Genomic DNA, 24,282 nt, shown 5'->3' with positions numbered 1-24,282 from the left:
AGGCATGACGGTCCGCGGCAACATCGTCGGCATCGACAGCCCGGAGGCGCTGGAACGTGCCTTGCGCACGGCGTACTACCTCGCCGACGAGGGCCTGGCGACGGCGGCCTATCTTGCGCTTGCGCTCGGCAAGCCGTTGCTGCTCGAGGGCGCGCCGGGTGTCGGCAAGACCGAAGCCGCAAAAGCCATCGCCGCCGTGCTCGGCCGCCGCCTGATCCGGCTACAATGCTACGAGGGCATCGACGCATCAGCCGCGCTCTACGAGTGGAACTACCCGCGCCAGATGCTCGCGATCCGCCAGGCCGGCGAGGAAAGCATCGACATCTATGGCGAGACGTTTCTGATCGAACGGCCGATGCTGGCCGCCTTGCGCGCGCCCCACTCCACCGTGCTGCTGATCGATGAAATCGACCGCGCCGACCAGGAGTTCGAGGCGTTTCTGCTCGAATTCCTCTCCGACTTCCAGATTTCGATTCCCGAGCGCGGCACGGTTCGCGCCACCGAACGCCCCGTCGTCGTGCTGACCTCGAACCGCACCCGCGACCTGCACGAGGCGTTGCGCCGCCGCTGCGTCTATCACTGGATCGATTATCCCACCGCCGAGCGCGAGGCGCGTATCGTCATGATGCGGGCGTCGAGCGTCGCCGAAGCGACCGCGCGCGCGGTCGTCGCCGCCGTCGGCCGGTTGCGACGCGAACCGCTGAGCAAGGCGCCAGGTATTGCCGAAGCTGTGGACTGGGCCGAAGCCGCCACGTTGCTGCACGCGCGCGGCGCCCGCTGGCCGGACGCGTTCAAACGCTCGATCGGGGTTGCATTGAAGGACGAGGAGGATCTCACCTTCATCTCCGGCCGGCTCGACGCCCTCATTGCGGAGGCTGCCGCGTGAGCGACGAACCTCAATTGCCGCGCGCTGCCGGCGTCTTCGTGTCCTTTGTCGCTCTATTGCGCGCCAACGGTTTTGCCGTGGCGCCGGAACAGACCACGGCATTCCTCGCTGCGATCGAGTTGTTAGGTCCACGCAGTCTCGAAGTCATCCGCCAGGCTGGATTGGCAACGCTCGCGCCGCCACCCGAGCGGCGCGCGACCTACGATCGGCTGTTTGACATCCATTTCCTCGGCAGCGAAGCGATCGATCGTGCCGGCGCGGAAGACGAGGAAATGGTTCGCCTGCAGGAGGAAGGCCGCGGCGAGGACGAAACGCTGCTCGCCGACGAAGCTAACGAGTCAGGGCTTGCCGCGGCCCGCGCCGAGGCGCTGGTCGAACGCCGCTTCGCGCCGGGCGCGACCGGCGATGTCTTGCGAAAACTGTCGCGCGAGGCGCCTGCTCGCCTGCCGCGGCGGCGCGGCCACCGGCGCAAGCGCACCCGGCGCGGCCCCTGGGCCGATCTGCGGCGAACCTTGCGCGAGAGCGTGCGCAACGATGGCGAAGTGCTGCGGCTCGGCCGGCTGAAGCGGCGCGCCCGGCCGCGCAAGATTTTGCTGCTGATCGACGTCTCCGGCTCGATGAAGGGGCGTACCGACGACAACATGAAGCTCGCGCACGCCCTGGTGCACGCCATCCCTCACGTCGAGGTATTCACCTTCGGCACCCGCCTCACCCGCGTCACCCGCGCGCTGCGTCTCAAGCGCCGCGAGCAGGCGCTGTTCGCCGCCGCGCATCTGGTCAGCGATTGGGACGGCGGCACCCGCATCGGTGACGCGCTGCAGGCGTTCCTGGCGGTGCCCCGGTTCGGCAGCTATGCGCGCGGCGCCGCCGTCGTCATCCTCTCCGACGGCCTCGAACGTGGCGATCCCTCCGCCCTGCGCGACGCGGTGGCAAAGCTATCGCGGCGCGCCTGGCGCCTGAGCTGGCTGACGCCGCTGGCGTCAAGCCCCGGCTTTCAGCCGCAGACCGAAGCGCTGATCGCAATCCGCCGTTTCGTGGATGATCTGGTCGATGGCGGATCGACCGCCGCGATCGTTTCGCATGTACTCTCGCTTGGACAAAGGAAGGCCGCGTGACCGATATCGTCGATGCCCATCACCACATCTGGCGTCAGGCCGACTTGCCCTGGCTCGTCGGCCCGATGCAGCCGCGCATCTTCGGCCCCTACGAGCCGATCCGGCGCGACTATCCGATCGAGGAATATCTCGCCGACCTCGCAGGTTCCGGCGTAACGCGTTCGGTCTATGTGCAGACCAATTGGGCCAATGATCGTTTCGAGGATGAGACCGCCTGGGTGCAAGAGACCGCCAAGGACCATGGCTGGCCGCACGCCATCGTCTCCTACGCCGATTTCAACGTCGACGATGTCCGCCCGCAACTCGACCGTTTGGCCCGCTATCCCCTTGTGCGGGGCGTGCGCATGCAACTGCACTGGCACGACAACGCGCTCTATCGCTTTGCGGCGCGGCCAGACCTCTGCGCCGATCCAAAGATCCGGCGCAACATCGCGCATCTCGCCCACTATGGCTTCAGCTTCGATCTGCAGGTGTTCGCGCCGCAGATGGCCGATGCCGCGGGCCTCGCCGAAGCGTGCCCCGATGTCACTTTTATCCTGCAGCACGCCGGCATGCTGGAAGACCTCTCGCCAAAGGGCCGATCCGCGTGGCGCGCCGGGATGACCCGGCTCGCGGCCTGCCCGAACGTCGTCTCAAAACTTTCCGGGCTCGGCACCTTCATCCATCGCAACGACCCGTCGCATATCGCCGAAGTCCTCACGGAGACGGTCGCAATCTTCGGTGCCGAGCGCTGCCTGTTCGGCTCCAATTTTCCGATCGAGAAGCTTTGGACCAGTTATCGCGAACTGATCGACGCCTTTCTCGCCGCAACAGCCGCGCTTGCCGCGGATCAGCGCGATGCAATTTTGCGAACCACCGCCACACGCGTCTACCGGCTTGACCGATGACGGCGCACGTGGATCCGCCGATGAAAAGAATGTGGGAGGGAACATATGCCGCTTGAAATCAAAATCCTCGACTATGGGGATATCGAACTGGAGTCGAGCTTTCTGGTGCTCGGCCGCGATTGCGGCCGGACCCGTCGCGTCCTGACGCTCGGCTTCCTGATCGTCGGCGGTCCCTATCCGGTCGTGGTCGATACCGGCTACCGCTCCAACCAGATCATGGAGACGCTGGGCATGCGCGGCCTCCAGTTCCACGAGAACATGATCGAAAACCAGCTCGCGCGCCACGGCGTGCGCATGGGCGACGTCCGCTTCGTCTGCCACACCCATCTGCATATCGATCACGCCGGCAAGGACGATCTGTTCCCGATGAACACCACCGTCGTGCTCAACCGCAAGGAGCTGGAATATTCCGTTTCGGGGCTGATGCATCCGCAATATCCGGCGCCCGACATCAAGCATCTGATCGACCGCCTGCACACCAAGAGCGCGCTGCGCTTCCTCGACCTCGAGGTGACTGGGCCGATCGAACTGATGCCGGGCGTCTATTGCGATGCCGCCAACGCCCACACCGAAGGCTCGATGAACATCCACGTTCATACCGCCGACGGCATCGCCACCATTTGCGGCGACGTGATCTACGACTTCAACGACCAGATCGTCACGCCCTTCCACGAGATTCACGATTGGGAACCGCGCACGACGGGTAATCACGGCACCAGCAAGCGGGCCGAGAAGGCGGCCATCAAAAAGCTCCTGAGCAACTCGCGCTACCTGCTCCCGGTCCACGACCGGCCGGCCAAGATCGAAGGCGGCATGGTGGTTGGCCGGCTGCATGACCAGGTGCCAGGCCCTGTGGTGCAGAGCCTGCCGCAACGCAATTGGTTTCCGGCCTGAGCGCTGAAAGGACGGACCGATGACGCACGTCACGCTGCGCCCGGAATTCGAAACGTTGATCGACCCCTATGCGCCGGTCGGCCAGGTCGGCACCGGCTTCGAATTCACGGAAGGGCCGATCTGGCATCCGGTCCATCAGTATTTGCTGTTTTCGGATATGCCGGCCGACGTGCGCCGGCGGTGGGACGCGAAGCGCGGTGTCGTCGAGGTCAAGCGCCCCTCGAACAAATGCAACGGCATGACGTATGACGCCGAGCTCAATTTGATCGTTTGCGAGCACGCCACCTCGTCATTGATCCGCGAGCGCCCCAACGGAAGGCGCGAGGTGATTGCCTCGCATTTCGAGAATCAGGAGCTCAACAGTCCCAACGACGTCTGCGTGCATTCGAGCGGCGCGATCTATTTCAGCGATCCCTGGTATGGCCGCATGCCGGTCTACGGCGTCGAGCGGCCGCGCCAGCTCGGCTTTCAAGGCGTTTTTCGCGTGCCGCCCGGCGGTGGCCCACCGAAACTCGTGGTCGATCGGCACATGTTCGATCAGCCGAACGGGCTTTGCTTCTCGCCCGACGAGCGCCTGCTCTACGTCAACGACACCACGCAGGCGCTGATCCGCGCCTTCGACGTCGAAGCCGATGGCTCGCTCGCGAACGCGCGCGTCTTCGCCAGCGGCATCCGTTCCGAGCTCGAACCCGGCCTGCCCGACGGCATGAAGTGCGACCAGCGCGGCAACGTCTGGGTCACAGCGCCCGGCGGTGTCTGGGTCTATTCGCCATCAGGCGAGTTGCTCGGCAAGGTGCGCGTTCCCGAACTCGTCGCCAATCTCGCCTGGGGCGGACCCGAGTTTCGCACGCTCTATCTGACCGCCACGCATTCGGTCTATGCGATTCCGGTCAAGGCCGGACCGCGCCACGAGCCTTATATGAGCAGCCGGGCTTCAACCGGTCCCGACAGCGCTTCCGCCGCGCCTGCGTCACCACAACTTACCGGCGGCGACATGCAGCTCGATCCGCGCCGCTGCGCCATGATCGTTCAGGATCTGCAGAACGACGTGATCATGGAAGGCGGCGCGTTCGCCGATTCCGGCTCGCCCGTCCATGCGCGCCAGCAGCGGGTGGTCGACAATGTCCGCCGCCTTGCGGATGTCGCGCGGGCGCGCGGCGTCGTCATCATCCATGTCTGGTTCATCGTCGAACCCGGCGCTCCCGGCGTCACGCTCAACGCTCCCTTGTTCGAAGGGCTGGTCGATAGCGGCGCGATGGTGCGCGGAAGCTGGGGCGCGGCGCCGGTTCCCGGGCTCGAGCCGCGCGCTGGCGATTTCGTGGTCGAGAAGATGCGCATGAGCGCCTGGGAAGGCACGCGGCTGGAGACCATCCTGAAGGCGACCGGCCGCGACATGATCATCAATACCGGCGCCTGGACCAACATGTCGATCGAGCACACCGCCCGTACCGGCGCCGACAAAGGCTACTTCATGATCGTGCCGGAAGACTGCTGCTCGACCATGAACGCCGACTGGCACAACGCCTCCATCAATTTTGCCATGCAGAACGTCGCCGTCGTCACCAACGCGGACGCGGTCATCCGGGGACTGGGATGACCAGGGCCCGGCCATGCCAAAACTCTTTCACCTGAGCTGCTCGCCGCGTGCGGACTCGGAATCTTCCGCCGGCGCGCGCGTCTTTATCGACCGCTTCCGCCAAGCACGTCCCGACTGGGACATCGACGTGATGAACCTGTGGCGGGATCACCTGCCGGAATTCGAGGGCTACGTGCTGGAGGCAAAATATGCCCGCATCAATGGGCGGGCCTTCACCGATTCACAGCGTGACGCCTTTGCGGTCACTGAGCGCATCGCCATCCGCTTTGCACTCGCCGACCGCGTGCTGATCTCGACGCCGATGTGGAATTTTGGCATTCCGTATAAGCTGAAGCAATGGATCGACGTAATCACGCAGCCCGGGCTTACGTTCCGGTTCGATCCCGCGCAGGGATATCTGCCCTTGGTGGCAGACAGACCGACGGTGGTGATCCTGGCAAGCGGCAGCGACTTCGTCACCGGCATGAATCGCGGCCGCATCGACATGGCGACGCCCTATTTGCGTGAGGCGCTGCGGTTCATCGGCGTCAGCGATGTGCGTTTCGTGCCGATCGGACCAACGACGGGGCCGCTCGACCCGATCCGGGCGGCTCGCGAAGGCGCGCATCGGCGGCTGGCCGAGATGGCCGCGCGATTCTGACTCGCAAGGTTGGCGGAACCGGAACATTTGCGGCAATATAGCGCTTGCCGGACCGCGTCGAAGGAGACATCCGTTGAAGTGCTACGAACTACAGGGACCGAGCGGGTTAGATGGACTTGCCCTTGTCGACAAGCCTGTGCCGGAGCCCGGCGACGGCCAGGTGCTGGTTCGGCTCAGGGCCGCAACGCTGAACTATCGCGATCTCATCACCGTCAAGGGCGGTTACGGCTCGCGTCAGAAATTTCCACTCGTGCCGGCTTCGGATGGCGCGGGCGTGGTCGAGCGGGTCGGTCCGGGCGTGCGGGGATTCGCAGCCGGCGACCGCGTCATCGGCAGCTTCTTCGAAAGCTGGATCGGCGGCGAACCGAGCGAAGCAAAAATGCGCTCAGCCCTCGGCGGCGCGGTGGACGGCGTCCTTAGCGAGCATCGGATCTTTCCGAAGCACGCGCTGGTCCGAACGCCGGAGCACCTCAGCGACATCGAGGCCGCCGCGCTTCCCTGCGCCGGGCTCACGGCCTGGAGCGCGATCGTCAAGCTCGGTGGCGTGAAGCCCGGTCAAACCGTTCTGACGCAGGGGACCGGCGGCGTATCCCTGTTCGCAATTCAGTTCGCTAAAATGTGCGGCGCGCGCGTCATCGCGACCTCATCCAGCGCCGCGAAGATCGAACGCCTCAAGCAACTCGGCGCAGACTTTACGCTGAACTACAAGACGACGCCCGATTGGGGGAAGAAAGCCCGCGAGTGGAGCGGTAAGGGCGTCGACCTCGTCGTGGAGGTCGGCGGGGTCGGCACGCTGAACGAATCGATCCGGGCGACCAGGATCGGCGGCACGATCGCGTTTATCGGCGTGCTCGCCGGGCCGCCACCGTCCGACCTGCGGCTCCCCTTGATGGTCATGCAGCAGCAACGGCTGCAGGGCGTCACCGTCGGATCGGTCGAGGATCTCCAGGCGATGGTGGATGCAATCACCACCAACGGCATGAAGCCGATGATCGACAGAACGTTCCGTTTCGATCAGGCCAAGGACGCTTTTGCGCACATGGAGAGCGGCGCGCATTTCGGCAAAGTGGCGATCGAGATCGGATGAGCGCATAAGATCCTGCCAAATCTGCGGCCAATTTCGCTAGAGCGATGAAATTAAGTTTGATTGCGACCACGGAGAAGGTGTGCTCCCTCTCCCGCTTGCGGGGGAGGGCTGGGGTGGGGGTGCCTCCGCGGGCGACAGTGCCTGAATGGAGAGAGCCCCCACCCGGCGCTTCGCCAAAGCCGAGGCTTTGCCTCGGCGTCTCAGAGGACGGCCACCGAAGGTGGCCTACGCCTCCCCCGCAAGCGGGAGAGGTGAAGCGTGTCTGCGGCCAAATCGATCTAACCAAAAAGCATCATGCTTTAGCGTCGCGGCCGGCCGCCCGGATCGCCGTTGTCTGATAAAATCTGAGCTGCGCCGCCGATGCCACGTCGGAAGGCCTCGTCGAACGTCACGCCGCGGATTTGCCAGCGGTGCGTCCGGCCTTGCCAGTCCATTCGCCAACGCGTGCCCCACCCAAGCTCGCGATCATTCCAGATCAGATGTCCGACCAACGCGAGTTCCTCACCCTGCTCGATCGCGAGCGGCGCCAGAGTCGACGCTGGCACAGTCTCGAGCTTCGCACCTTCGAGGCCCGATTTCGCCAACGCAGCCACGCTGGGCAGCGCGATGTTCATACCGCGCCTGTCGGCGGCTGCGAGCAACGCGTCGCGCTGCAAATCGGACTGAGCTCCATCCGCCGTGACGATAAAGTTCCTCGTGCCGTTCTCCATCTCGACAAAGACGGCCAGGCGCGGGCGATATGAAAGCCACGGCTTGAGACCAAGCGCCTTGAGAATGTCGTCGATTTTCTTTTCCTCGAAGTCGACCGTCAGATCGTAGGGCCGATCACGGGTGCCCTGCTCGTCACGAATGGGCTTACCCAAAAACTGGTCGCGATAATTGAATGCCCTGACGAAACTTTTCGCGTTCGATTTGTACGCCGCCAATCGACGGTCGCCTGCGAGTTTCTGTGCGCCGGATACCTTGATCAGGACGTCCTCCAGACAGGAGGCAAAGCCGCTGATGCGGTTGGCCTCGTCCTGTCCCGTGACGACGGTCTGCGCCCGATACAGATCAGCGCCCGCCGCCGCCATCGCGCTCGCGCACCAAACCAAGGCTACAAGGAGTATCCTGACGATGGTGGCTGCGCCTGGCCATATCAAAACAGGCTGGCGTCTCGCCATAGGCAGATCAACCACGATGAGGCTTCCGCGATTCCTCAAGCTCTTGTCCTGGAACATTGGCAAATGCGAGGGCCAGAAATATCGTAAGAATGCCCTTCCCGCTGGCGGGCCCTCAACCCTAGCATTATGTATCTTTGCGCCGAAAAACATACGCGCGGGTCCATGACAGGGTTCCGACTGCAAGATTTTGCCGGGTTTTGAGGTCATTTCAGGATCATAGGCGTCGCGCGGTGCTGATTGCCCGGCAATTGGCGGCGCGACGCATACAACTCTTGCTAGTTCCAAGAATTGCTTCTATCGCCATTAGGCTTTAGATTTCCGCAATTCGCTCGTCGAAAAACGGGCGCCGCCTGGCGCCGCGAGAGCTGAACGTGATCTACAACCGAACCGGGGTCGCCGCCTCACGAAAAAGCTGAGGGCTCGACCGCTGCTATGGCGAGACATGTAGATCGGCTGTAAGAGAGACCGCCCGCGCGAGAACGATGTCGCCCGCGCGGAAGCTGCAGCGAGCAGCCGGATGGAAATGAACGATGCGCGAAGACAAGAGCAAATTGCTGAGATCGCTGACCATCGATCGCAGCGCCAGCAAGATGGAACGACCGAAGAGCCGCTGGCTGCCGATCTCGGCGGCCGTTGCCGCCTGCGTCGTCGTCGCATTTGCCGCCTTTGCCGCCTTCGAATTGCGTAGGCAGGACCAGCCCAAAGAGACCACATCGCAAACCGCACCGCAGCCTGCCTCACAGCCACAAGCGCAACAGCAGCCTCAGCAGCCCGCAACGAACGGCAAGTCGGCCGGCAGCCTGGCGGCCTCCGGCTATGTGGTGGCGCGCCGCAAGGCAACCGTTGCGGCCGAGATCACCGGCAAGGTGGTCGAGGTCTTCACCGACGAAGGCAGGACGGTAACCGAAGGGCAAGTCGTCGCGCGGCTCGACAGCGTGCTGGCTGAAAGGGACTATGAACTGGCGCGCTCGCGTGTCGAGACCGCCGATGCCGCCGTCGCCGCGATCACCGCCGATCTTGAGGATGCGAGCCGGATCATGTCGCGGGTACAGACATTGTCGCAGAAGAACTTTGCCACCGAGGCCGATCTGACCAAGGCGCAAGCGCGCGTCGGCGTGCTCAGCGCGCAATTGCGCCAGGCGCAGTCGCAACTCGAGACCGCCAAGATCGACGCCAAGCGCAGCGGCTCGATGCTCGACAAGCACCAAATCCGCGCACCGTTCGCCGGGGTCGTCATCGACCGCAGCGCGCAACCCGGCGAGATGATTTCGCCGATGTCGGTCGGCGGCTTCACCCGCACCGGCATCTGCACCATCGTCGACATGGATTCGATCGAAATTGAGGTCGACGTCAACGAGGCCTTCATCGGCCGCGTCACCCCCGGCGGTCCCGTGAACGCGGTGCTGGATGCCTATCCGGACTGGACCATTCCCGCCTCCGTCATCGCGATCGTGCCGACGGCAAACCGCGAAAAGGCCACGGTGAAGGTCCGCATTCGCTTCGAAAAGAAGGACCCGCGCATCCTGCCCGACATGGCAGTGAAGGTGAATTTTATGCGCGAGGCCAAGGCAAACGACAAGACCAACGGCGCCGCCGAAGCCGCCGCCAACTAGCGCCAGCAGGATTTCCGACAGGAGACAAACGTGACAGCCGAACACCCGATGGTTCGCCTTACCGGCGTAAGCAAGCGCTTCACCAAGGGCAAGGAGACGATCTCGATTTTCGACCATCTCGATCTTGCGATTCCCCGCGGCGATTTCATCGCCATGATGGGACCATCGGGTTCGGGCAAGACGACGCTGCTCAACCTGCTGGGCGGCATCGATCGCGTCGACGCGGGCGAGATTGCGGTGGCGGACCATCGCATCGACGGCCTCTCCGAGGGCGAGTTGGCGGCCTGGCGGGCCGCCAACATCGGCTTCATTTTCCAGTTCTATAATCTGATGCCGATGCTGACGGCGGCGCAGAACGTGGAATTGCCGCTGTTGCTCACCAAGTTGCGCAGCAAAGAGCGCGCCGAGCGTGTTCACACCGCGCTTTCCGTGGTCGGGCTTGCCGATCGCGTCAAGCACCGTCCGCGCGAAATGTCGGGCGGCCAGCAGCAGCGCGTGGCGATTGCGCGCGCCATCGTCTCGGACCCGAACCTGTTGCTGTGCGACGAACCGACCGGCGATCTCGACCGTCAATCCGCCGACGAAATCCTATCGATCCTCCAACTGCTCAATGGCGAGCTCGGCAAGACCATCGTGATGGTCACCCACGATCCCGCGGCGGCGAACTATGCCAAGCGCGTGCTGCATCTCGACAAGGGCCGCTTCGTCGAACGGGAGCTTGCCGCGTGAACGACTTCGACTTGGTCCGGAAAAACCTGTTTCGCCGCAAATTGCGTGCGAGCCTGATGATCGTGTCGATCCTGATCGCCTTCATGATCTTCGGCGTGCTCGCCGGATTTTACCGTGCTTTCACCGCCGGCGAGGATGCCGCCGCCGCTGATCGGATGATCACGGTCAACAAGATCAACTTCACCCAGCCGATGCCGATCGCCTACTTCAACCGCGTAAAAGCGGTGGAGGGGGTGCGGCAGGTGACCTTCGCCAACTGGTTCGGCGGTTACTATCAGGATCCCAAGAACTTCATCATGGCGCTCGCGATCGAGCCGAACACCTATTTCGACGTCTATCGCAGCGAAATCGAGGTTCCGCCCGAGCAGCTTCAGGCCTTCATACGCGACCGCGGCAGCGCGGTGGTCGGTGAAACGCTGGCGCAGAAGTGGGGCTGGAAGATCGGCGATCGGATTCCTCTCAATAGCAACATCTTCAGCCAGAAGAGCGGTGGTCACACCTGGGATCTCACCATTGTCGGCATCGTCAAGGGCAAGGCCCAGCACGTCGATACCAACTTCCTCCTGTTCCAGTATCCCTATTTCGACGAGACCCGCAGTTTCGGAAAAGACACCATCGGCTGGATGATTCTCCAGACCACCTCCCCCGGAAATAACGATCGCGTGGCCAAGGCCATCGACGCGATGTTCGCCAATTCCACGGCCGAGACCTCGACCGACACTGAAAAGGCCTTCGGCAAGGCCTTTGCGGCGCAGTTCGGCAACATCGCGCTGATCGTGTTGCTGGTGGTCGGCGCCGCCTTCGTCACCATCCTGATGATCGTCGGCAACACGATGGCGCTGTCGATCCGGGAGCGCACCCGCGAGATCGGCGTACTGAAGACGCTCGGATTTTCAGGGCCGCGAATCCTAACGATGGTGCTCGGCGAATCCGTATTGCTGGCGCTGCTCGGCGGAATTCCCGGACTGGCGATCGCGGCGCTGATCGCCATGGCGCTGCGCAACAGCGTAGCCAACGTCGTGCCCGGTTTTGCCGTATCGCCGACCATAGCTCTGCAGGGGCTGGCGCTGATGATCGCGCTGGGGCTGATCACCGGGATCATCCCGGCGCTCAACGCCATGCGGCTCAAAATTGCAACCGCGCTCGGACGGGGATAGGCATGCGTTCGCTTTGGCTTCAAGTGGCGGCAGTCACCGCCATCAATCTCAAGAGCATCTCGCAGCGCCGCTGGCTCTCGCTCTCGACGGTGATCGCGATCGCACTGGTAGTGATCGTGTTGCTTGCATTCCTGGCAATGGCCAACGGCTTCCAGCGCACCATTGCGGGATCCGGCGCCGACGACATTGCCATCGTGCTGCGGGCCGGCTCGCAGGCCGAGATCAACAGCACCGTGAGCCGCGATCAGGTGCGGCTGATCGAGGATGGACCCGGAATTGCGCGCGGCAGCGACGGCAAGCCGCTGATCTCGCCGGAACTCTATCTTGTGGTCGACGGCATCAAACGCACCACCAAGACCAAGGCCAATCTGCCGCTGCGCGGGATCGGCGAACAGGGCTCCGAGTTGCGCAAGGACGTTCGCATCACCGCAGGCCGCATGTTCAATCGCGGCAGCAACGAGGTGGTGGTCGGCAAGGCATTGCTGCGGGAATTCGAAGGGCTGGACCTCGGCTCCACGGTATCGTTCGGCGCCACGCGCTGGACCGTCGTCGGCGTGTTCGAGGCCGGCGGCAGCGTGTTCGAATCCGAGATCTGGGCCGATCTTTCCGTGGTCCAGAGCCTGTTCAACCGCAACAACATAGTCCAGACCGTGCGCGCGCGGCTCACCGGACCGGCCGCACTGAATGAGCTCAAAAGCTACAGCGACAACGATCCGCGGCTGAAGCTCGACGTCAAATCCGAAGCGAGTTACTTTGCCGAACAGGCCTCGCAAACGTCCGACCTGATTCAGAAACTCGGCTGGCCGCTGGCGATCGCGATGGCGCTCGGAGCTGTCGCCGGAGCGCTCAACACCATGTATTCGTCGGTCGCCGCGCGCGCGACGGAAATCGCAACGCTGCGCGCCATCGGCTTCGGCGGCTTCCCGGCCTTTGTCGGAACGTTGGCCGAATCCCTGTTGCTCGCCGTCATCGGCGGACTGTTAGGGGCCGCCGCCACCTATCTGATTTTCGACGGCGTCACGGCCTCGACGCTTGGCGGCAACTTCACGCAGGTGGTGTTCGACTTCAAGCTGAGCCCGTGGCTGATTGCCGAAGGCGTGATGCTCGCGCTGATCGTGGGCCTGATCGGCGGGCTGTTTCCAGCGCTACGCGCCGCGCGATTGCCGATCGTCGAAGGCCTGTACGCGAACTGAGCGGCCTACTCTCCCTTGAGTCCGGCGGCGCGGATCACCTCGCCCCATTTGCGGGTCTCATCGTCGATGAACTTGCCGAATTCGGCGGCCGTGCCGGCGCGAGCTTCCAGCCCCTGGGCCAGCAGCTTCTGCTTCACCTCGGGGTCGGCGAGCGCGCGATTGATCTCTTGCTGCAGGCGGTCGACGATCGGCTGCGGCGTCCCTGCCGGTGCCATGAAGCCGTACCATCCGGAAGCGACCACGTTGGGATAGCCCTGCTCGCGCAAGGTTGGAGCTGCAGGATAGATCGCGCTGCGCTCGGCAGAAGCCACGCCCAGCACGCGAAAATCGCCGCTCCGGATGTGCGGTAACGCCGTGCTGATCGCAGTCAACGTGGCGTCGACACGGCCGGCGAGCAGCTCCGTATACGCCATCGCATCGCCGCGGTACTGCACGTTGAGACCCTTGACGCCGGCGTCTCTCAACAGCAACTCGGCCGCCAGATGCGGTTGAGAACCAGCGCCCGGCAAGGCGAAGGTCAGGCCGTCGGACTGCGACTTGCCGTAGGCGATCAGCTCCTGCAGGTTCTTGAAGGCAGCCTTGGCGTTGACGATCAGGAACAACGGCGCCATGACGGTCATCGCCACCGGCTGCAGATCCTTGCGCTCGTATTTCAGTTTTCCGAACAGCGCTTCGGCAGTCGCATAGGGCGCGGCGGCATAGAGGAAGGTGTATCCGTCCGGTGCGGCGCGCGCTACCAACTCGTTGGCAATGCGCGTGCCCGCGCCCGGCTTGTTCTCGACAATGAACTGCTGGCCCAGGCTGCGCCCGATCTGCTCGGCCAGAATACGCAGTGAGATGTCGTTGGCCCCGCCGGCCCCGTAGGGCGACACCAGCCGCACCAGCCGCGATGGCCAATCGCCCTCGGCGAACGCAGGCAAGCCCGGCCCTGCGGCGAAGGCGGCGGCGATGGTCCCCAGCAGAGTTCGGCGTGTGACTGTCATGAATGCCCCTTGGGCTTAAAAGGGCCGCCTGCAATAGCGGCGCAGCCCGGCGTGTCCGTCCCATTTTGATCGAGCCGCTTTGGCGCGATCGCATTGCTGGATCGCCGGGCCCTTCTTGATCGAGGCCATAACGATAGATACCCGCCTTCTATCGAACAATGTGTATTTTTTGACCGATTGATAAGCTTGGCCTATGAATTCAGGAACGGCGACGCTGGGAGGCGCGACATGGCGATGGATGTGACCTTGCGGCAGTTGCGCGCTTACGTGGCCGTGCTGGAGGCCGCGAGCTTCTCGGAAGCCGCCAAGGCCATGCACTTGTCGCAGGCGGCGCTCTCAGGATTGATCAAGGAGCTCGAGAGCCGCGTCGGCGTCCGCCTCCTGGACCGCACCACCCGCAAGGTGTCTGCGTCCGCGGTCGGCGAGACCTTCGCGCCGATGGCGCGGCGCGTGCTCTCGAACCTGGACGAGGCGCTCGAAAATCTCACGAACCTCAAGGAGCTCCGCCGCGGGCTGGTGCGTGTAGCTGCCCCCGAAACACTATCCTGCACGCTGCTGCCGGAGCTGATCGCCGAATACAACAACAGCCATCCCGGCGTAGACGTCCGCTTCGACGACGTGCCGATCCAGGAGGTGCTGGCCGGCCTGCACAACGGCTCTACCGACATCGGCTTCGGGCCGGCCGGCGTCGTTCCGGATCAATCGGTGGAAGTACACGTGATTTGCGCCGACCCGCTCTGGGTGGCGTTGCGCAGCGATGACCCGCTGACAAAAGGCAAGTCGGTCAGTTGGAAGGATCTCCGCGACCGGCCGCTGCTCAACTACATGCCGAACATTGCCGTCAATGTATTGAGCAATGTGCCGCCGCGGCATCACCCCAGGGAATTGGTACCGGTGCACCGGGTGAATACCGCGCTATCGATGCTGCGGGTGAGGCAGGGCGCCGTGATCTGCCCCTCGATGGCGGCGCCGCTGGTGCGCGGCTTCGGACTGACGTTCCTGCCGCTGCTGCAGCCGGCCGTCAAATGGAAGATCGCGATGTTCGTACGACACAGCGCATCGCTCTCGCCAGCCGTGGAGAGTTTTCGCGACTTCACGCTGGATTTCAGCCCGAGCTGGGCGGCCGTCGGAATCGAGCGCCGCCGCGCGGACGGGCGGCAGAAGACCACCTAGCAAAGGGCGGCGTCCAACAATTCGGCACGCTGGCGCGGCGTCTCGGTTTACGCAAAACGCGACGAGCTTCAGGCCAGGAACTCCACCGCGCCGGTTTCGAGATTGTACATGGCCCCGGCAATGTCGATGCTGTCTTTGGCTTCCAGCTCGGCAAGCACGGGACTGCCTTTCCGAATGTTTGCGACTGTCATCTCGACGTTCGTTCGCGCGACGGCGTTGACGAAGTCGTAGTTCTTCGCGGATCGCTCGCCTCCGTATTTCGTCGCTTCGACTGCCGGCTTGATCTTGCCGAGCAATCCCGTCAGGTTGCCCAGCTCGGCATTGTCGATCGCGCCCTTGATCGCACCGCACGCGGTGTGACCCATGACGAGCACGACCTTCGCGCCGGCCAGTTTGCAGGCAAACTCGAGGCTGCCGAGAATATCTGCGTTTTCGACGTTGCCGGCCACGCGGCAGTTGAAGATGTCGCCGATGCCGAGATCCATGATCACCTCGGCCGGTGCACGGGAGTCGATACAGGTCAGCAAAGCCGCGGCAGGATATTGTCCCGAGGCGCTTGCCTTCTGTTCACGAAGGTAGTTGCGCTCCTTCCTCTCGCCTCTGCGAAAGCGCTGGTTTCCATTCTTCATGGCCTGGATAATTTGATCGGGCGTCATTTTATCCCGCTGCGCCTTGGTCAGCGCGTCGGCATAGGCCGGAGCCACAAAGCCGCCAGCACCGGCTAGACCCAGAGCGCTTGCGCCACCTGCCAACTTGAGAAAATTCCGGCGATCCAAGCAGTTGCAGTCCCGAGGATGTCCGAACTTCCGGCGCATATGCCATCTCCCACGCGCAAACGCTTCGACGCAATAGCCTACCGCAATTCGAGCAATCGGTTGCAGCGATATCCTCCGTTGCGAAACACCGATCAGCTTTGCTCCATTACCCAGTTCAACTGGAGAATCTCCGCCGGCTCGAACGTAAACTTCCTCTCAGCGAGCCACGTGGCAGCGAGGTGGTCGGCGCAAACACCACCCATCGCAGCGGCCCCCATACGAACCAGGGTTGTGGGGGATTAGAGCTGAGCGACTGGCCGTGTTGTCAGCCGAAAACCAGTCGGCTTTACCTAGAACCGCAGCTCCAACCTCCCGTTTGGTGAGCTCTCAGTGTCCGCTCAACACCAGCGTTTTCACCGGAAGCAGCAAGGCCTGTATGCGCAAGAGCATCGCGTGCACAAGTCCCACCGCATCTACGGCGTGCAGTGTGAACCGCTTGAATGCGCCCGTCTCGTTCGAAGCAATCCGGTCATGGTTGCTGGTATAGGCGTTGACGATGCAACTGCTTCCAGGCGTGACGCCGTCGAGCCCGCCTTGATAGATGGGCTCCAGAAACGTTGTGATAGTGCCCGGGGCCCTCACCTGCTGCGCGTCCAACAGTTGCTCGCCGCCCCTGAACTGCCCCGCCGCGATATAATCTTGCACGCCCGTTACCACCATCGGAATAATCGTCCAGGGCTTTGAAATGCACGTGGCCTCGGCGACCATCCCGATCTTCATGACCTGCGCTTCGATTTGTCCAAACCCCGCTTGAAGGCCCCGTTGTCCCGCACCCTCTGGAATGAGAATGCCGGCAGGCCGCATCATCGGATTGACGATGTCTCCCACGCGCAGCGTGAACTGCTCCACGCGCCCCGCGACACCCGCACGGATGTAGGTCTTGTTCAGTTCCACCTGCGCTTCGGCCAGCGCCGCCTCCGCGCTCGCCTTCTGCGCGGGTAGCAGAGCACTCACGTTGGTCATCGCCGATTGTTTCGAAGCCGTTGCGGCATCAACCGCGCTTTGACGGCCCGCGAGCAGCACCTCCAGCTTTTCGATGTCGCGCTGGGGAACAATGCCAGGATTGCGCTTCTGGAGTTCGCGCTTGACGTCCAGTTCATCCGATGCCTGCTGATAGGCGCTCTTCGCCTCCTGGATCTGTGCGTCCGCCTTGAGAATATCCGCCTGAGCCGCCAGCAAAGCGGCATCGACCTCGGCGATCCTCCGCCGCGCCGTCTCCATTGCGGCTTCCTGCCTTGAGCTGTCGAGCTTGAAGATCACTTCACCCTTCTTGACGGGAGCGCTGAATTCAGCGTGAACTTCCGACACCCGGCCGATTGTCTCCGGAACGATCGGGACGGTCCTGAAGAACAGGGTCGCCGTAGAGGTGGACGGGTGAAAGTAGAAAATGACCGTAATCAGCCCCACCGTCAGCAGAAGGCAGGTGACGATTCCCCACCTCAGTTCGAACCACACCGAATAGAATGTGATCTCCTTACCGAGGCGCTTTCCCTGCCTGTAGCGGCGATAAAGATAATCAGGAACGATAGTCACCAAAGAGCAGAGAAGGAGCTCAAGCATGGCTGCGCACCTCGCTCTTGGCAGCACGGGGTTTCGTCGTGTCCGATCCTGCAGCAGCATCCGCGTGAGTGCGGCTTTCGTCGGCGACCTCGGGTGCTTCGCCGCCGGATGGAGCGCCCGCGATTTTCTCGACCGATCCCGCGATGCTGCGCAGCGGCGTGCCGAAATCGGGCAGATCCACCATCGCAAGCAACAGCCCGATCACCCAAAAGAGGTGGTTATGCGTAAAGAGCGCCAGCAAGCCGAGCACAGCCACGATCTCGAACTGCAGCTTTTGCGACTTGTGCGCCATTCGCTCCGGCAACGAATGTAAGCGCAGATAGAAATTGCCGACCATCAGGACAGCGCCGATCAGAATGATGCCGACCACCACCATCAGGATGTCGGTATCACCCGGAGCGGTGATGAAGCCCGGCAGATGATGGGGCGCACTTGGATGAATTGACCCGCTCACGCCATTCTCCCCCTCGGGTTCGACGACAGCGCCAATCTTAATAGTGCAACTCATTATATCGCAACATGTCGAAGTCCAACACAGCGTTTTGACGGTGGCAAGCAGAAACGCGCAGCGCGGCTTCATTCAGCCATCGCCGTCGGAACATCCGATTGCATATGTCCTGATGACAAACTGAACACGCGGCAGTAGCCTCCTCCAAACTATAAAACATACGGGAGGAGTGGCATGCCAGACGCAGCGGTCGCAGCACGTTCTTCTGAAGCGACGAACAGCGGAACGACACAACAGGTCGATGTCGCGGTCGTCGGCGCCGGGTTTGCCGGCCTCTATCTCCTGCATCGCTTGCGCAAGGCCGGCTTCTCGGCGGTCGTGATCGAGGAGGCCGGCGACGTTGGAGGCACCTGGTACTGGAACCGCTATCCCGGCGCGCGCTGCGACATCCAGACCATCGACTACAGCTACACCTTCGATCCCGAGCTGGAGAGCGCGTGGCAATGGTCGGAGAAATACGCAACGCAACCCGAGATCCTGCGCTATCTCGGTTTCGTCGCCGATCGATATGAGTTGCGGCGCGATATCCGCTTCGGCACCAAGGTTACGGCAGCGAATTGGGATGAGGCGGCCGAACGCTGGCGGCTCACGACGGACAATGGCGCAAGCGTATCCTGCCGCTATTACATCATGGCGACCGGCTGCCTCTCTGCGCCCAAGCCGCCGGAGATCGACGGCGTCAAGGATTTTAACGGCGAGGTCTATTTCACCGGCCGCTGGCCGCACGAAGAGGTCAAACTCGCCGGCAAGCGCATCGCCGTCATCGGCACGGGATCATCGGGCATCCAGTCGATCCCGCTGCTCGCCGAGCAGGCCGCGCATCTCACCGTTTTCCAGCGCACACCGAATTTCGCGCTTCCCGCCCACAACGGTCCGGCGCCGGCGGACCGCCTCGCACTGCTGCAGGGCGACCGCGTCGGCTATCGCGAGCAGGCGCGGTGGTCGCTCGCGGGCGTCCCCTATCCGCAACAGATGGCGGTGAGCTGGCAGTTGAGCGATGCCGAGCGCCGCGAGCGCTTCGAACAGGCCTGGGCCGCCGGCGATCTCGTCCACATCCTGACCCAGCTCTGGGCCGACCAGGGCGTCGACGTCGACGGCAATACGCTGCTCGCCGACCTGATCCGCGAGAAAATCCGCGAGATCGTCAAGGCCCCCGAGACGGCCGACGCATTGACCCCGCGCGACCATCCGTTCGGCGCCAAGCGTCCCTGCCTCGATACCAACTACTACGCTACGTTCAACCGCGCCAACGTCACGCTGGTGAATTTGCGGCAGGAGCCGATTACGCAGATCACTGCCTCCGGCATCACGACCGACAAGCGCACGTTCGACGTGGACGTGATCGTGTTCGCCACTGGCTTTGACGCCATGACCGGCGCCATCAGGGCGGTTCATCCGATCACCGGCCGCGATGGCAAGTCGCTGTCCGATGTCTGGGCCAACGGTCCGCAGACCTATCTCGGGCTCACCGTCTCAGGCTTCCCCAATCTGTTCCTGGTCACGGGCCCGGGCAGCCCGTCGGTGCTGTCGAACATGGCGGTCTCGATCGAGCAGCATGTCGACTGGGTGGTCGACCGGCTGGCGGCGCTGCGCGAGGCCGGCTTCACGACCATCGACGCGACCGAGACGGCACAGGCCGGCTGGGCGCAGCACATGGCCGACTGTTCGACGCTGACGCTGCATCGGCTCGCCAACACCTGGTACACGGGCGCCAACGTTCCCGGCAAGGCGCAGGGCGTGATGCCCTATACCGGCGGCGTCGGCCCCTATCGCAGCATCTGCAACGAGGTCGTCGCCCGCGGCATGCTCGGCTTCAGGCTGACCGGCCCGAACGTTTCGGAGCAATGCAATGACGGCCAGGTCGTACGCCTGCAGCCGGACGTGCGGCTGGTGCTGGGCATGCTGGCGGAGATGAACCTGCCGGCGATCGAGTCGCTCGGCGCCCAGGGCGCGCGCGATTTCCTCACCGAGTTCAACAAGGGACGTCCTGCCGGACGGCCGGTCGGCGAGGTCGGCGACGGCGTGCTGCACGGCGCCGACGGCCTGCTGCCCTACCGTCTCTATCGACCGGCCACGCCCGGACCGCATCCGATCGTGGTCTATTTCCACGGCGGCGGCTGGGTGTTGGGCGATGAGCAATCCGACGATCCGTTCTGCCGCGACATCTGCCGCCGCAGCGGGATGATCGTCGTCAGCGTCGGCTATCGCCATGCGCCCGAGCATCGCTTTCCCGCCGCGGTCGAGGATGGCTATGCGGCAACGCGCTGGATCGCCGAGCATGCAGTCGAACTCGGCGGCAGAGCGGGACCGGTGCTGGTCGCGGGCTGGAGCGCCGGCGCCAATATCGCCGCCGTCACCTGCCAGCTCGCACGCGACCGCGGCGGACCGGAGATCGCAGGCCAGCTCCTGGTGTGCCCGGCCACCGATTGCAGGTTCGACCGTCCATCCTATACCGAGAATGCGATCGGCTATTTCCTGACGCGCGCGCTGATGTTCTGGTTCTGGGATATCTATTGTTCGCCGGCCGACCGCATCGACCCGCGCGCCTCGCCGCTGCGCGGCAATCTGGCCAACCTGCCGCCGGCGTTCGTGGCGACCTGCGAGTTCGATCCGCTGCGTGACGAGGGTATCGAATATGCCGAGGCGATGGCCGCCGCAGGCGTGCCGGTCGAGCAACTGCGGGCGCGTGGCCACATCCACTCGTCCCTGATGATGGTGGATGTGGTGATCACCGGCGTCAGCGGACGTGCCAGGATGGCCGAAGCGTTGCGCGGTTTTGCGGGGTTGCCGCGAAAGCTGGAAGAGAGCGGCGAAAGCGCTTCGCCAATCGCGGTCAACGCGGCCGCGGGGTAGGCGCGCAGGGCAGCGGCCGCTCGGCTTCATCCGAGCGGCCAAAACTTGAGCCGCTTACGACAGGCATTTGCGCGGCCCTGACGCTTTGCGCCGCTTTGGCACTCCGCGGCCATTTCCTGCAATCGCCCTGACGTTCCCCGCAAGGTTCATGCATCAGATTTTCTAAGTCAATCGTTCAGTTTATCTCGGTTGCGCTCGCCTCGCCGGCAGCAATATCTCGCTGGAGGTCGGGAAACGAAAGGACCCTGCGATGAACGTGCTCGACGATTACATGGTCGATCCCCGCCTGTCGCTGTTGGACAAAACGCGGATCCAGGCGCAGGTGCTGGTGCCGATGCTGCGGGCGCTACGCGCGGAACTGGGGCAGGAAAAGGCTGACGCGATTGCGAAACGAGCCTTGCGCGACTGGTCGAAGGCGCTGTTCGCCGCCATCGGCGAGAGTGTCGAGGGCAGCGCGCGGCGCAAATGGGCGACCATGCATACCGCGCTTGCCGAAGTTACCGAGCGGGAAGTAACGGTCGAGATGCGCCGCCATGACGAGGCGGCGCTGGAATTCGACGTCACGCATTGCCGGTTCGCGGAATTCTTCCGCGCGCTCGGCGAGCCGGAGCTCGGCGCGCTACTGGTCTGCGCCACCGATTTCGATATCGTTGCCGCCGGCGGCAGCGAGGTCAGCCTCAAGCGCGAGCAGACCCTGATGCAGGGCGCGCCGAGCTGCACGTTCCGCTACGCATTCGCACCGCGATCATAGTCTTCGCTGCGTTCGTCCCAGACTTACTCCGCGGCGGCCGATGCCCTCGTCGCAGCCTGCCCCTTCGCATCGAATACGATCCCCTCATACCCCTTTTCGGCAACTTCGGTGATCGCAGCGACGTATTTCGGCGTGCCGCCGTTATAAACGAGATACCGCGTCTTGCCGTGCTCATGGCCGGGGATGTTGGAATTGTAGCCGGTGAACCATGACTTGGCTTTGCGCATCAGCATGATGGCGTACATCTTGGTCACGTGCGCGGTCCAGCGCGCCTGCGCTTCGGCCGTTGGTTCGGCCCGCGTGTAGCCGCGATCCCAGATGTAGCCGAGCAGGCTCATGCACCAGCCGACGCCGTTCTCGATGCCGCGCGGAAAATTCGTCGAGGCTGAGCCGCTTTGCGGGCCGGTCGGCATCAGCAAGTTCGGAAAGCCATGCGCCATCATGCCGAGAAAGGTCGAGGGTCCGTCGCGCCATTGGTCGGCAAGCTTCACCCCGCCGACGCCAGTGATGTCGATCGCATCGAATGCGCCGGTGATGGCATCGAAACCGGTGGAGTACACGATGATATCGAGTTCGTAATCGCGCGCGCTGGTGCGCAGGCCCGTTTCGGTGACCCGCAGAATCGGCGTCTCGCTGATGTCGACGAGATGCACGTTGCCGCGATTGTAAGCCTCGAGATAATTGGTCTCCAGCGGCACCCGCTGCACGCCAAAACCGTGATCTTTCGGAATCAGCTTTTCCGCGGTCACCGGGTCCTTCACGCGCCTTCGGATGCGATCGGCGATGTAGGCGGAAAACTCGGCATTGGCGGCCTCGTCGGTAAAAATCTCGCGAAAATTGCTGAGCCAGATCCCGAAGCCGGGCTCGTCATAGAGCTTGTCCCACAGCGCGATCCGCTCCTCGCGGGTGGCTTCATAGAAACCGCGCCGGTCAGGCTCGTGCTCGAAGCCGCCGGGCGTGCGCTTGCAGGCAGCAAAGATTTCATCGTAGCGCGAACGGATGTCGGCCATTTCCTCGTCCGAGATCGGGCCGTTGTTGAGCGGCGCGCTCCAGTTCGGACGCCGCTGAAACACCGTGAGTTCACCGACCTTGTCGACGATCTCGCCGATCACCTGGATCGCGGTGGCGCCGGTACCGATGATGCCGACCTTCTTGCCGGAGAGTTCAACCGGCTCGTGCGGCCAATAGAAGGTATGGAACGAACGCCCCTTGAACGTCTCCATGCCTTCAAGCCGCGGCAGCGTCGGCACCGAGAGTAACCCGACCGCAAGAATGAGGAATCGGCAGCTCAGTTCACGCCCATCGTCGAGCCGGAGCCGCCACAGATGACAGCGCTCGTCGAACGCCGCCGCTTCCACCTTGCGGTTGAACCGCATGTATTTGCGCAGATCGAACTTGTCGGCGACATAGTTGAGGTAGCGAAGATTCTCCGGCTGGCTCGAAAACCGCTCCTGCCAGTGCCACTCGTCGAGCAGCTCTTTCGAGAAGGAATAACCGTAGGTGTAGCTCTCGGAATCGAAGCGCGCGCCGGGATAGCGGTTCCAGTACCAGGTTCCGCCGAGATCGGGGGCGGCATCGAGGACGAGGGCATCCACGTCGAGATCGGCCAGCCGCTTGATCTGGTAAATGCCCGACACGCCCGCGCCGACGACAACGACCTCGTAGTGCGACTTGATCTCCCCAGTCATGCCCGCCCTCTCCATTAATTATTTCTGCGTCGATCGTCTCCGCGCGGCGGCTCTTATGATGCCAACCATCCGCGTCCTGCACTTGCGTCAGGATGCCGGATTGTGCGGCAAAATCAGCCTGAAACATTGTTTGAAAATAGACGCGGCAGGCCGCCGCCGCGAGGTGATCGCCTCAAGCGCCGGGAGCGCCGCCGATCTGCGCATGCAACTGCGCGACATACGGATCCTCGATCTCCAACGCCTGCAACTGCGTCGCCAGTTGCGCGAGGTATTCGCGGTTGGTGCCGAGAACGCCCTTCCCGCTCGCGATCATCGCGGCGGTCTCGGCGAGCGACAGTTCGCCGACATAACTCGGGTGCAAGCGGTTGGAGGTGAAGGCGAGTGCGGTGATTGGTCCCTGCGGCGTCGTCATCGGCACCATCGCCGGCGCATAGCCGCCGCGCAGCATTTCGCGGCGCCACAGGATCGCGGTCTCGGCATGGACGGAATCGGCCGCAATGCGGAACGCCAGCCCGCGGCAACATCCCAATTGCGGCTCAAGCGAGAGCATCAGCGCCGGATGGTCGTGCGATCCCCGGCCGAGATTGATCTTCAGCGTGAAGCGGCGCTGATAATTTTCGACGTCGGCGAGCCGGACTTCGGCGAAGTGAAAACCGGGGTCCCACATCAGCGAACCGTAGGAGTAGATCCAGAGGTCGTCGCCGTCAGGGTGATCGCCGAGCACCGCAAGCCGCGACGCCTCGATCGCTTCGTCCGACAGCCGCCAGCCTGCCGGCCATCCCGCGGCCCGCGCCCGCCGCTCCCAGATCGAAAACATCTCCGGCGTCAGGCGCAGCAGCGATTTTTCCGGGTGCGTTACCCGGGCCCGCAGCTCCGGCAGATGAATGAATGCATCGGCGGTCAAGCCAGTATGCTCCTTTGTGGATACGGTCATCGTTCGCAATGTGCCATTGTCGGACGCAAGACGCCAACACGAAGGCGGGCGAAGCG

21 protein-coding genes are annotated in these 24,282 nt (G+C 63.5%); 14 read left to right on the top strand and 7 right to left on the bottom strand.

Annotated elements, in window-relative coordinates:
* Positions 1-4 precede the first annotated feature (4 nt).
* The 7 genes from LMTR3_RS14260 to LMTR3_RS14230 all read left to right on the top strand — a co-directional run bounded on the left by LMTR3_RS14260 (position 5) and on the right by LMTR3_RS14230 (position 7,106).
* On the top strand, positions 5-886 hold the full coding sequence (locus tag LMTR3_RS14260) for an AAA family ATPase (protein ID WP_065745718.1): 882 nt from the start codon (positions 5-7) through the stop codon (positions 884-886).
* Positions 883-2,001: a vWA domain-containing protein gene (locus LMTR3_RS14255; protein ID WP_065745717.1), complete on the top strand. Its 1,119-nt coding sequence runs from the start codon at positions 883-885 to the stop codon at positions 1,999-2,001. The genes LMTR3_RS14260 and LMTR3_RS14255 overlap by 4 nt, the downstream gene beginning before the upstream one ends.
* Positions 1,998-2,888, top strand: a complete 891-nt coding sequence (locus tag LMTR3_RS14250) for an amidohydrolase family protein (RefSeq protein WP_065745716.1) — start codon at positions 1,998-2,000, stop codon at positions 2,886-2,888. The genes LMTR3_RS14255 and LMTR3_RS14250 overlap by 4 nt, the downstream gene beginning before the upstream one ends.
* A gap of 45 nt (positions 2,889-2,933) precedes the next feature.
* Complete coding sequence (locus tag LMTR3_RS14245; protein WP_065745715.1) at positions 2,934-3,782, top strand: MBL fold metallo-hydrolase; 849 nt, start codon at positions 2,934-2,936, stop codon at positions 3,780-3,782.
* 19 nt (positions 3,783-3,801) lie between these two features.
* A complete protein-coding gene (locus LMTR3_RS14240; RefSeq protein ID WP_065745714.1) occupies positions 3,802-5,379 on the top strand; it encodes an isochorismatase family protein in 1,578 nt (525 codons plus the stop codon).
* A 13-nt stretch (positions 5,380-5,392) separates the two neighbouring features.
* The gene (locus tag LMTR3_RS14235; RefSeq protein ID WP_065745713.1) at positions 5,393-6,019 is read left to right on the top strand and encodes an FMN-dependent NADH-azoreductase; all 627 of its coding nucleotides are present in this window, start codon (positions 5,393-5,395) and stop codon (positions 6,017-6,019) included.
* A 73-nt stretch (positions 6,020-6,092) separates the two neighbouring features.
* Positions 6,093-7,106, top strand: a complete 1,014-nt coding sequence (locus LMTR3_RS14230) for a zinc-dependent alcohol dehydrogenase family protein (protein ID WP_065745712.1) — start codon at positions 6,093-6,095, stop codon at positions 7,104-7,106.
* Between the two features lie 299 nt (positions 7,107-7,405).
* Here the strand turns inward: LMTR3_RS14230 and LMTR3_RS14225 are convergent, their stop codons facing one another.
* Positions 7,406-8,326: a DUF2066 domain-containing protein gene (locus LMTR3_RS14225; RefSeq protein WP_245319882.1), complete on the bottom strand. Its 921-nt coding sequence runs from the start codon at positions 8,324-8,326 to the stop codon at positions 7,406-7,408.
* A 473-nt stretch (positions 8,327-8,799) separates the two neighbouring features.
* Here LMTR3_RS14225 and LMTR3_RS14220 point away from each other — a divergent pair, with 473 nt between their 5' ends.
* Genes LMTR3_RS14220 through LMTR3_RS14205 form a run of 4 tightly spaced genes read left to right on the top strand, consistent with a single transcriptional unit; the run spans position 8,800 to position 12,961 of the window.
* Complete coding sequence (locus LMTR3_RS14220; RefSeq protein WP_065745711.1) at positions 8,800-9,882, top strand: efflux RND transporter periplasmic adaptor subunit; 1,083 nt, start codon at positions 8,800-8,802, stop codon at positions 9,880-9,882.
* 48 nt (positions 9,883-9,930) lie between these two features.
* On the top strand, positions 9,931-10,611 hold the full coding sequence (locus tag LMTR3_RS14215; protein ID WP_065745710.1) for an ABC transporter ATP-binding protein: 681 nt from the start codon (positions 9,931-9,933) through the stop codon (positions 10,609-10,611).
* Positions 10,608-11,768: an ABC transporter permease gene (locus LMTR3_RS14210; RefSeq protein WP_065745709.1), complete on the top strand. Its 1,161-nt coding sequence runs from the start codon at positions 10,608-10,610 to the stop codon at positions 11,766-11,768. The genes LMTR3_RS14215 and LMTR3_RS14210 overlap by 4 nt, the downstream gene beginning before the upstream one ends.
* Before the next feature lie 2 nt (positions 11,769-11,770).
* A complete protein-coding gene (locus tag LMTR3_RS14205; protein WP_065745708.1) occupies positions 11,771-12,961 on the top strand; it encodes an ABC transporter permease in 1,191 nt (396 codons plus the stop codon).
* Positions 12,962-12,966: 5 nt separating this feature from the next.
* On the opposite strand, the gene LMTR3_RS14200 is transcribed toward LMTR3_RS14205, so the two are convergent.
* On the bottom strand, positions 12,967-13,944 hold the full coding sequence (locus tag LMTR3_RS14200; RefSeq protein WP_065745707.1) for a Bug family tripartite tricarboxylate transporter substrate binding protein: 978 nt from the start codon (positions 13,942-13,944) through the stop codon (positions 12,967-12,969).
* Positions 13,945-14,172: 228 nt separating this feature from the next.
* Here LMTR3_RS14200 and LMTR3_RS14195 point away from each other — a divergent pair, with 228 nt between their 5' ends.
* On the top strand, positions 14,173-15,117 hold the full coding sequence (locus LMTR3_RS14195) for a LysR family transcriptional regulator (RefSeq protein ID WP_065745706.1): 945 nt from the start codon (positions 14,173-14,175) through the stop codon (positions 15,115-15,117).
* Positions 15,118-15,185: 68 nt separating this feature from the next.
* On the opposite strand, the gene LMTR3_RS14190 is transcribed toward LMTR3_RS14195, so the two are convergent.
* The 3 genes from LMTR3_RS14190 to LMTR3_RS14180 form a co-directional block, all read right to left on the bottom strand.
* Positions 15,186-15,932: a carbonic anhydrase family protein gene (locus tag LMTR3_RS14190; protein WP_065745705.1), complete on the bottom strand. Its 747-nt coding sequence runs from the start codon at positions 15,930-15,932 to the stop codon at positions 15,186-15,188.
* A 327-nt stretch (positions 15,933-16,259) separates the two neighbouring features.
* Positions 16,260-17,492 (bottom strand): HlyD family secretion protein, encoded by a 1,233-nt coding sequence (locus LMTR3_RS14185; RefSeq protein ID WP_065745704.1) that lies wholly within the window; start codon positions 17,490-17,492, stop codon positions 16,260-16,262.
* Positions 17,485-17,946 carry a hypothetical protein gene (locus LMTR3_RS14180; RefSeq protein ID WP_065745703.1) on the bottom strand — a complete coding sequence of 154 codons (462 nt, stop codon included), beginning with the start codon at positions 17,944-17,946 and terminating at the stop codon, positions 17,485-17,487. The genes LMTR3_RS14185 and LMTR3_RS14180 overlap by 8 nt, the downstream gene beginning before the upstream one ends.
* 228 nt (positions 17,947-18,174) lie before the next feature.
* On the opposite strand from LMTR3_RS14180, the gene LMTR3_RS14175 reads away from it, so the two are divergent.
* Positions 18,175-20,853: a flavin-containing monooxygenase gene (locus tag LMTR3_RS14175; protein ID WP_065745702.1), complete on the top strand. Its 2,679-nt coding sequence runs from the start codon at positions 18,175-18,177 to the stop codon at positions 20,851-20,853.
* Positions 20,854-21,103: 250 nt separating this feature from the next.
* The gene (locus LMTR3_RS14170) at positions 21,104-21,604 is read left to right on the top strand and encodes an L-2-amino-thiazoline-4-carboxylic acid hydrolase (protein ID WP_084029624.1); all 501 of its coding nucleotides are present in this window, start codon (positions 21,104-21,106) and stop codon (positions 21,602-21,604) included.
* A gap of 23 nt (positions 21,605-21,627) precedes the next feature.
* Here LMTR3_RS14170 and LMTR3_RS14165 read toward each other — a convergent pair whose 3' ends face one another.
* Together LMTR3_RS14165 and LMTR3_RS14160 are read right to left on the bottom strand one after the other, a co-directional pair.
* On the bottom strand, positions 21,628-23,292 hold the full coding sequence (locus tag LMTR3_RS14165) for a flavin-containing monooxygenase (protein ID WP_065745701.1): 1,665 nt from the start codon (positions 23,290-23,292) through the stop codon (positions 21,628-21,630).
* A 172-nt stretch (positions 23,293-23,464) separates the two neighbouring features.
* Positions 23,465-24,196 carry a gamma-glutamylcyclotransferase gene (locus LMTR3_RS14160; RefSeq protein ID WP_065745765.1) on the bottom strand — a complete coding sequence of 244 codons (732 nt, stop codon included), beginning with the start codon at positions 24,194-24,196 and terminating at the stop codon, positions 23,465-23,467.
* Positions 24,197-24,282: the final 86 nt, after the last annotated feature.

The organism is Bradyrhizobium sp. LMTR 3 (assembly GCF_001693485.1).
GTDB lineage: Bacteria > Pseudomonadota > Alphaproteobacteria > Rhizobiales > Xanthobacteraceae > Bradyrhizobium.
Note: the sequence above shows the minus strand (reverse complement) of the source record. Positions and strands in the feature narration are given on the sequence as shown.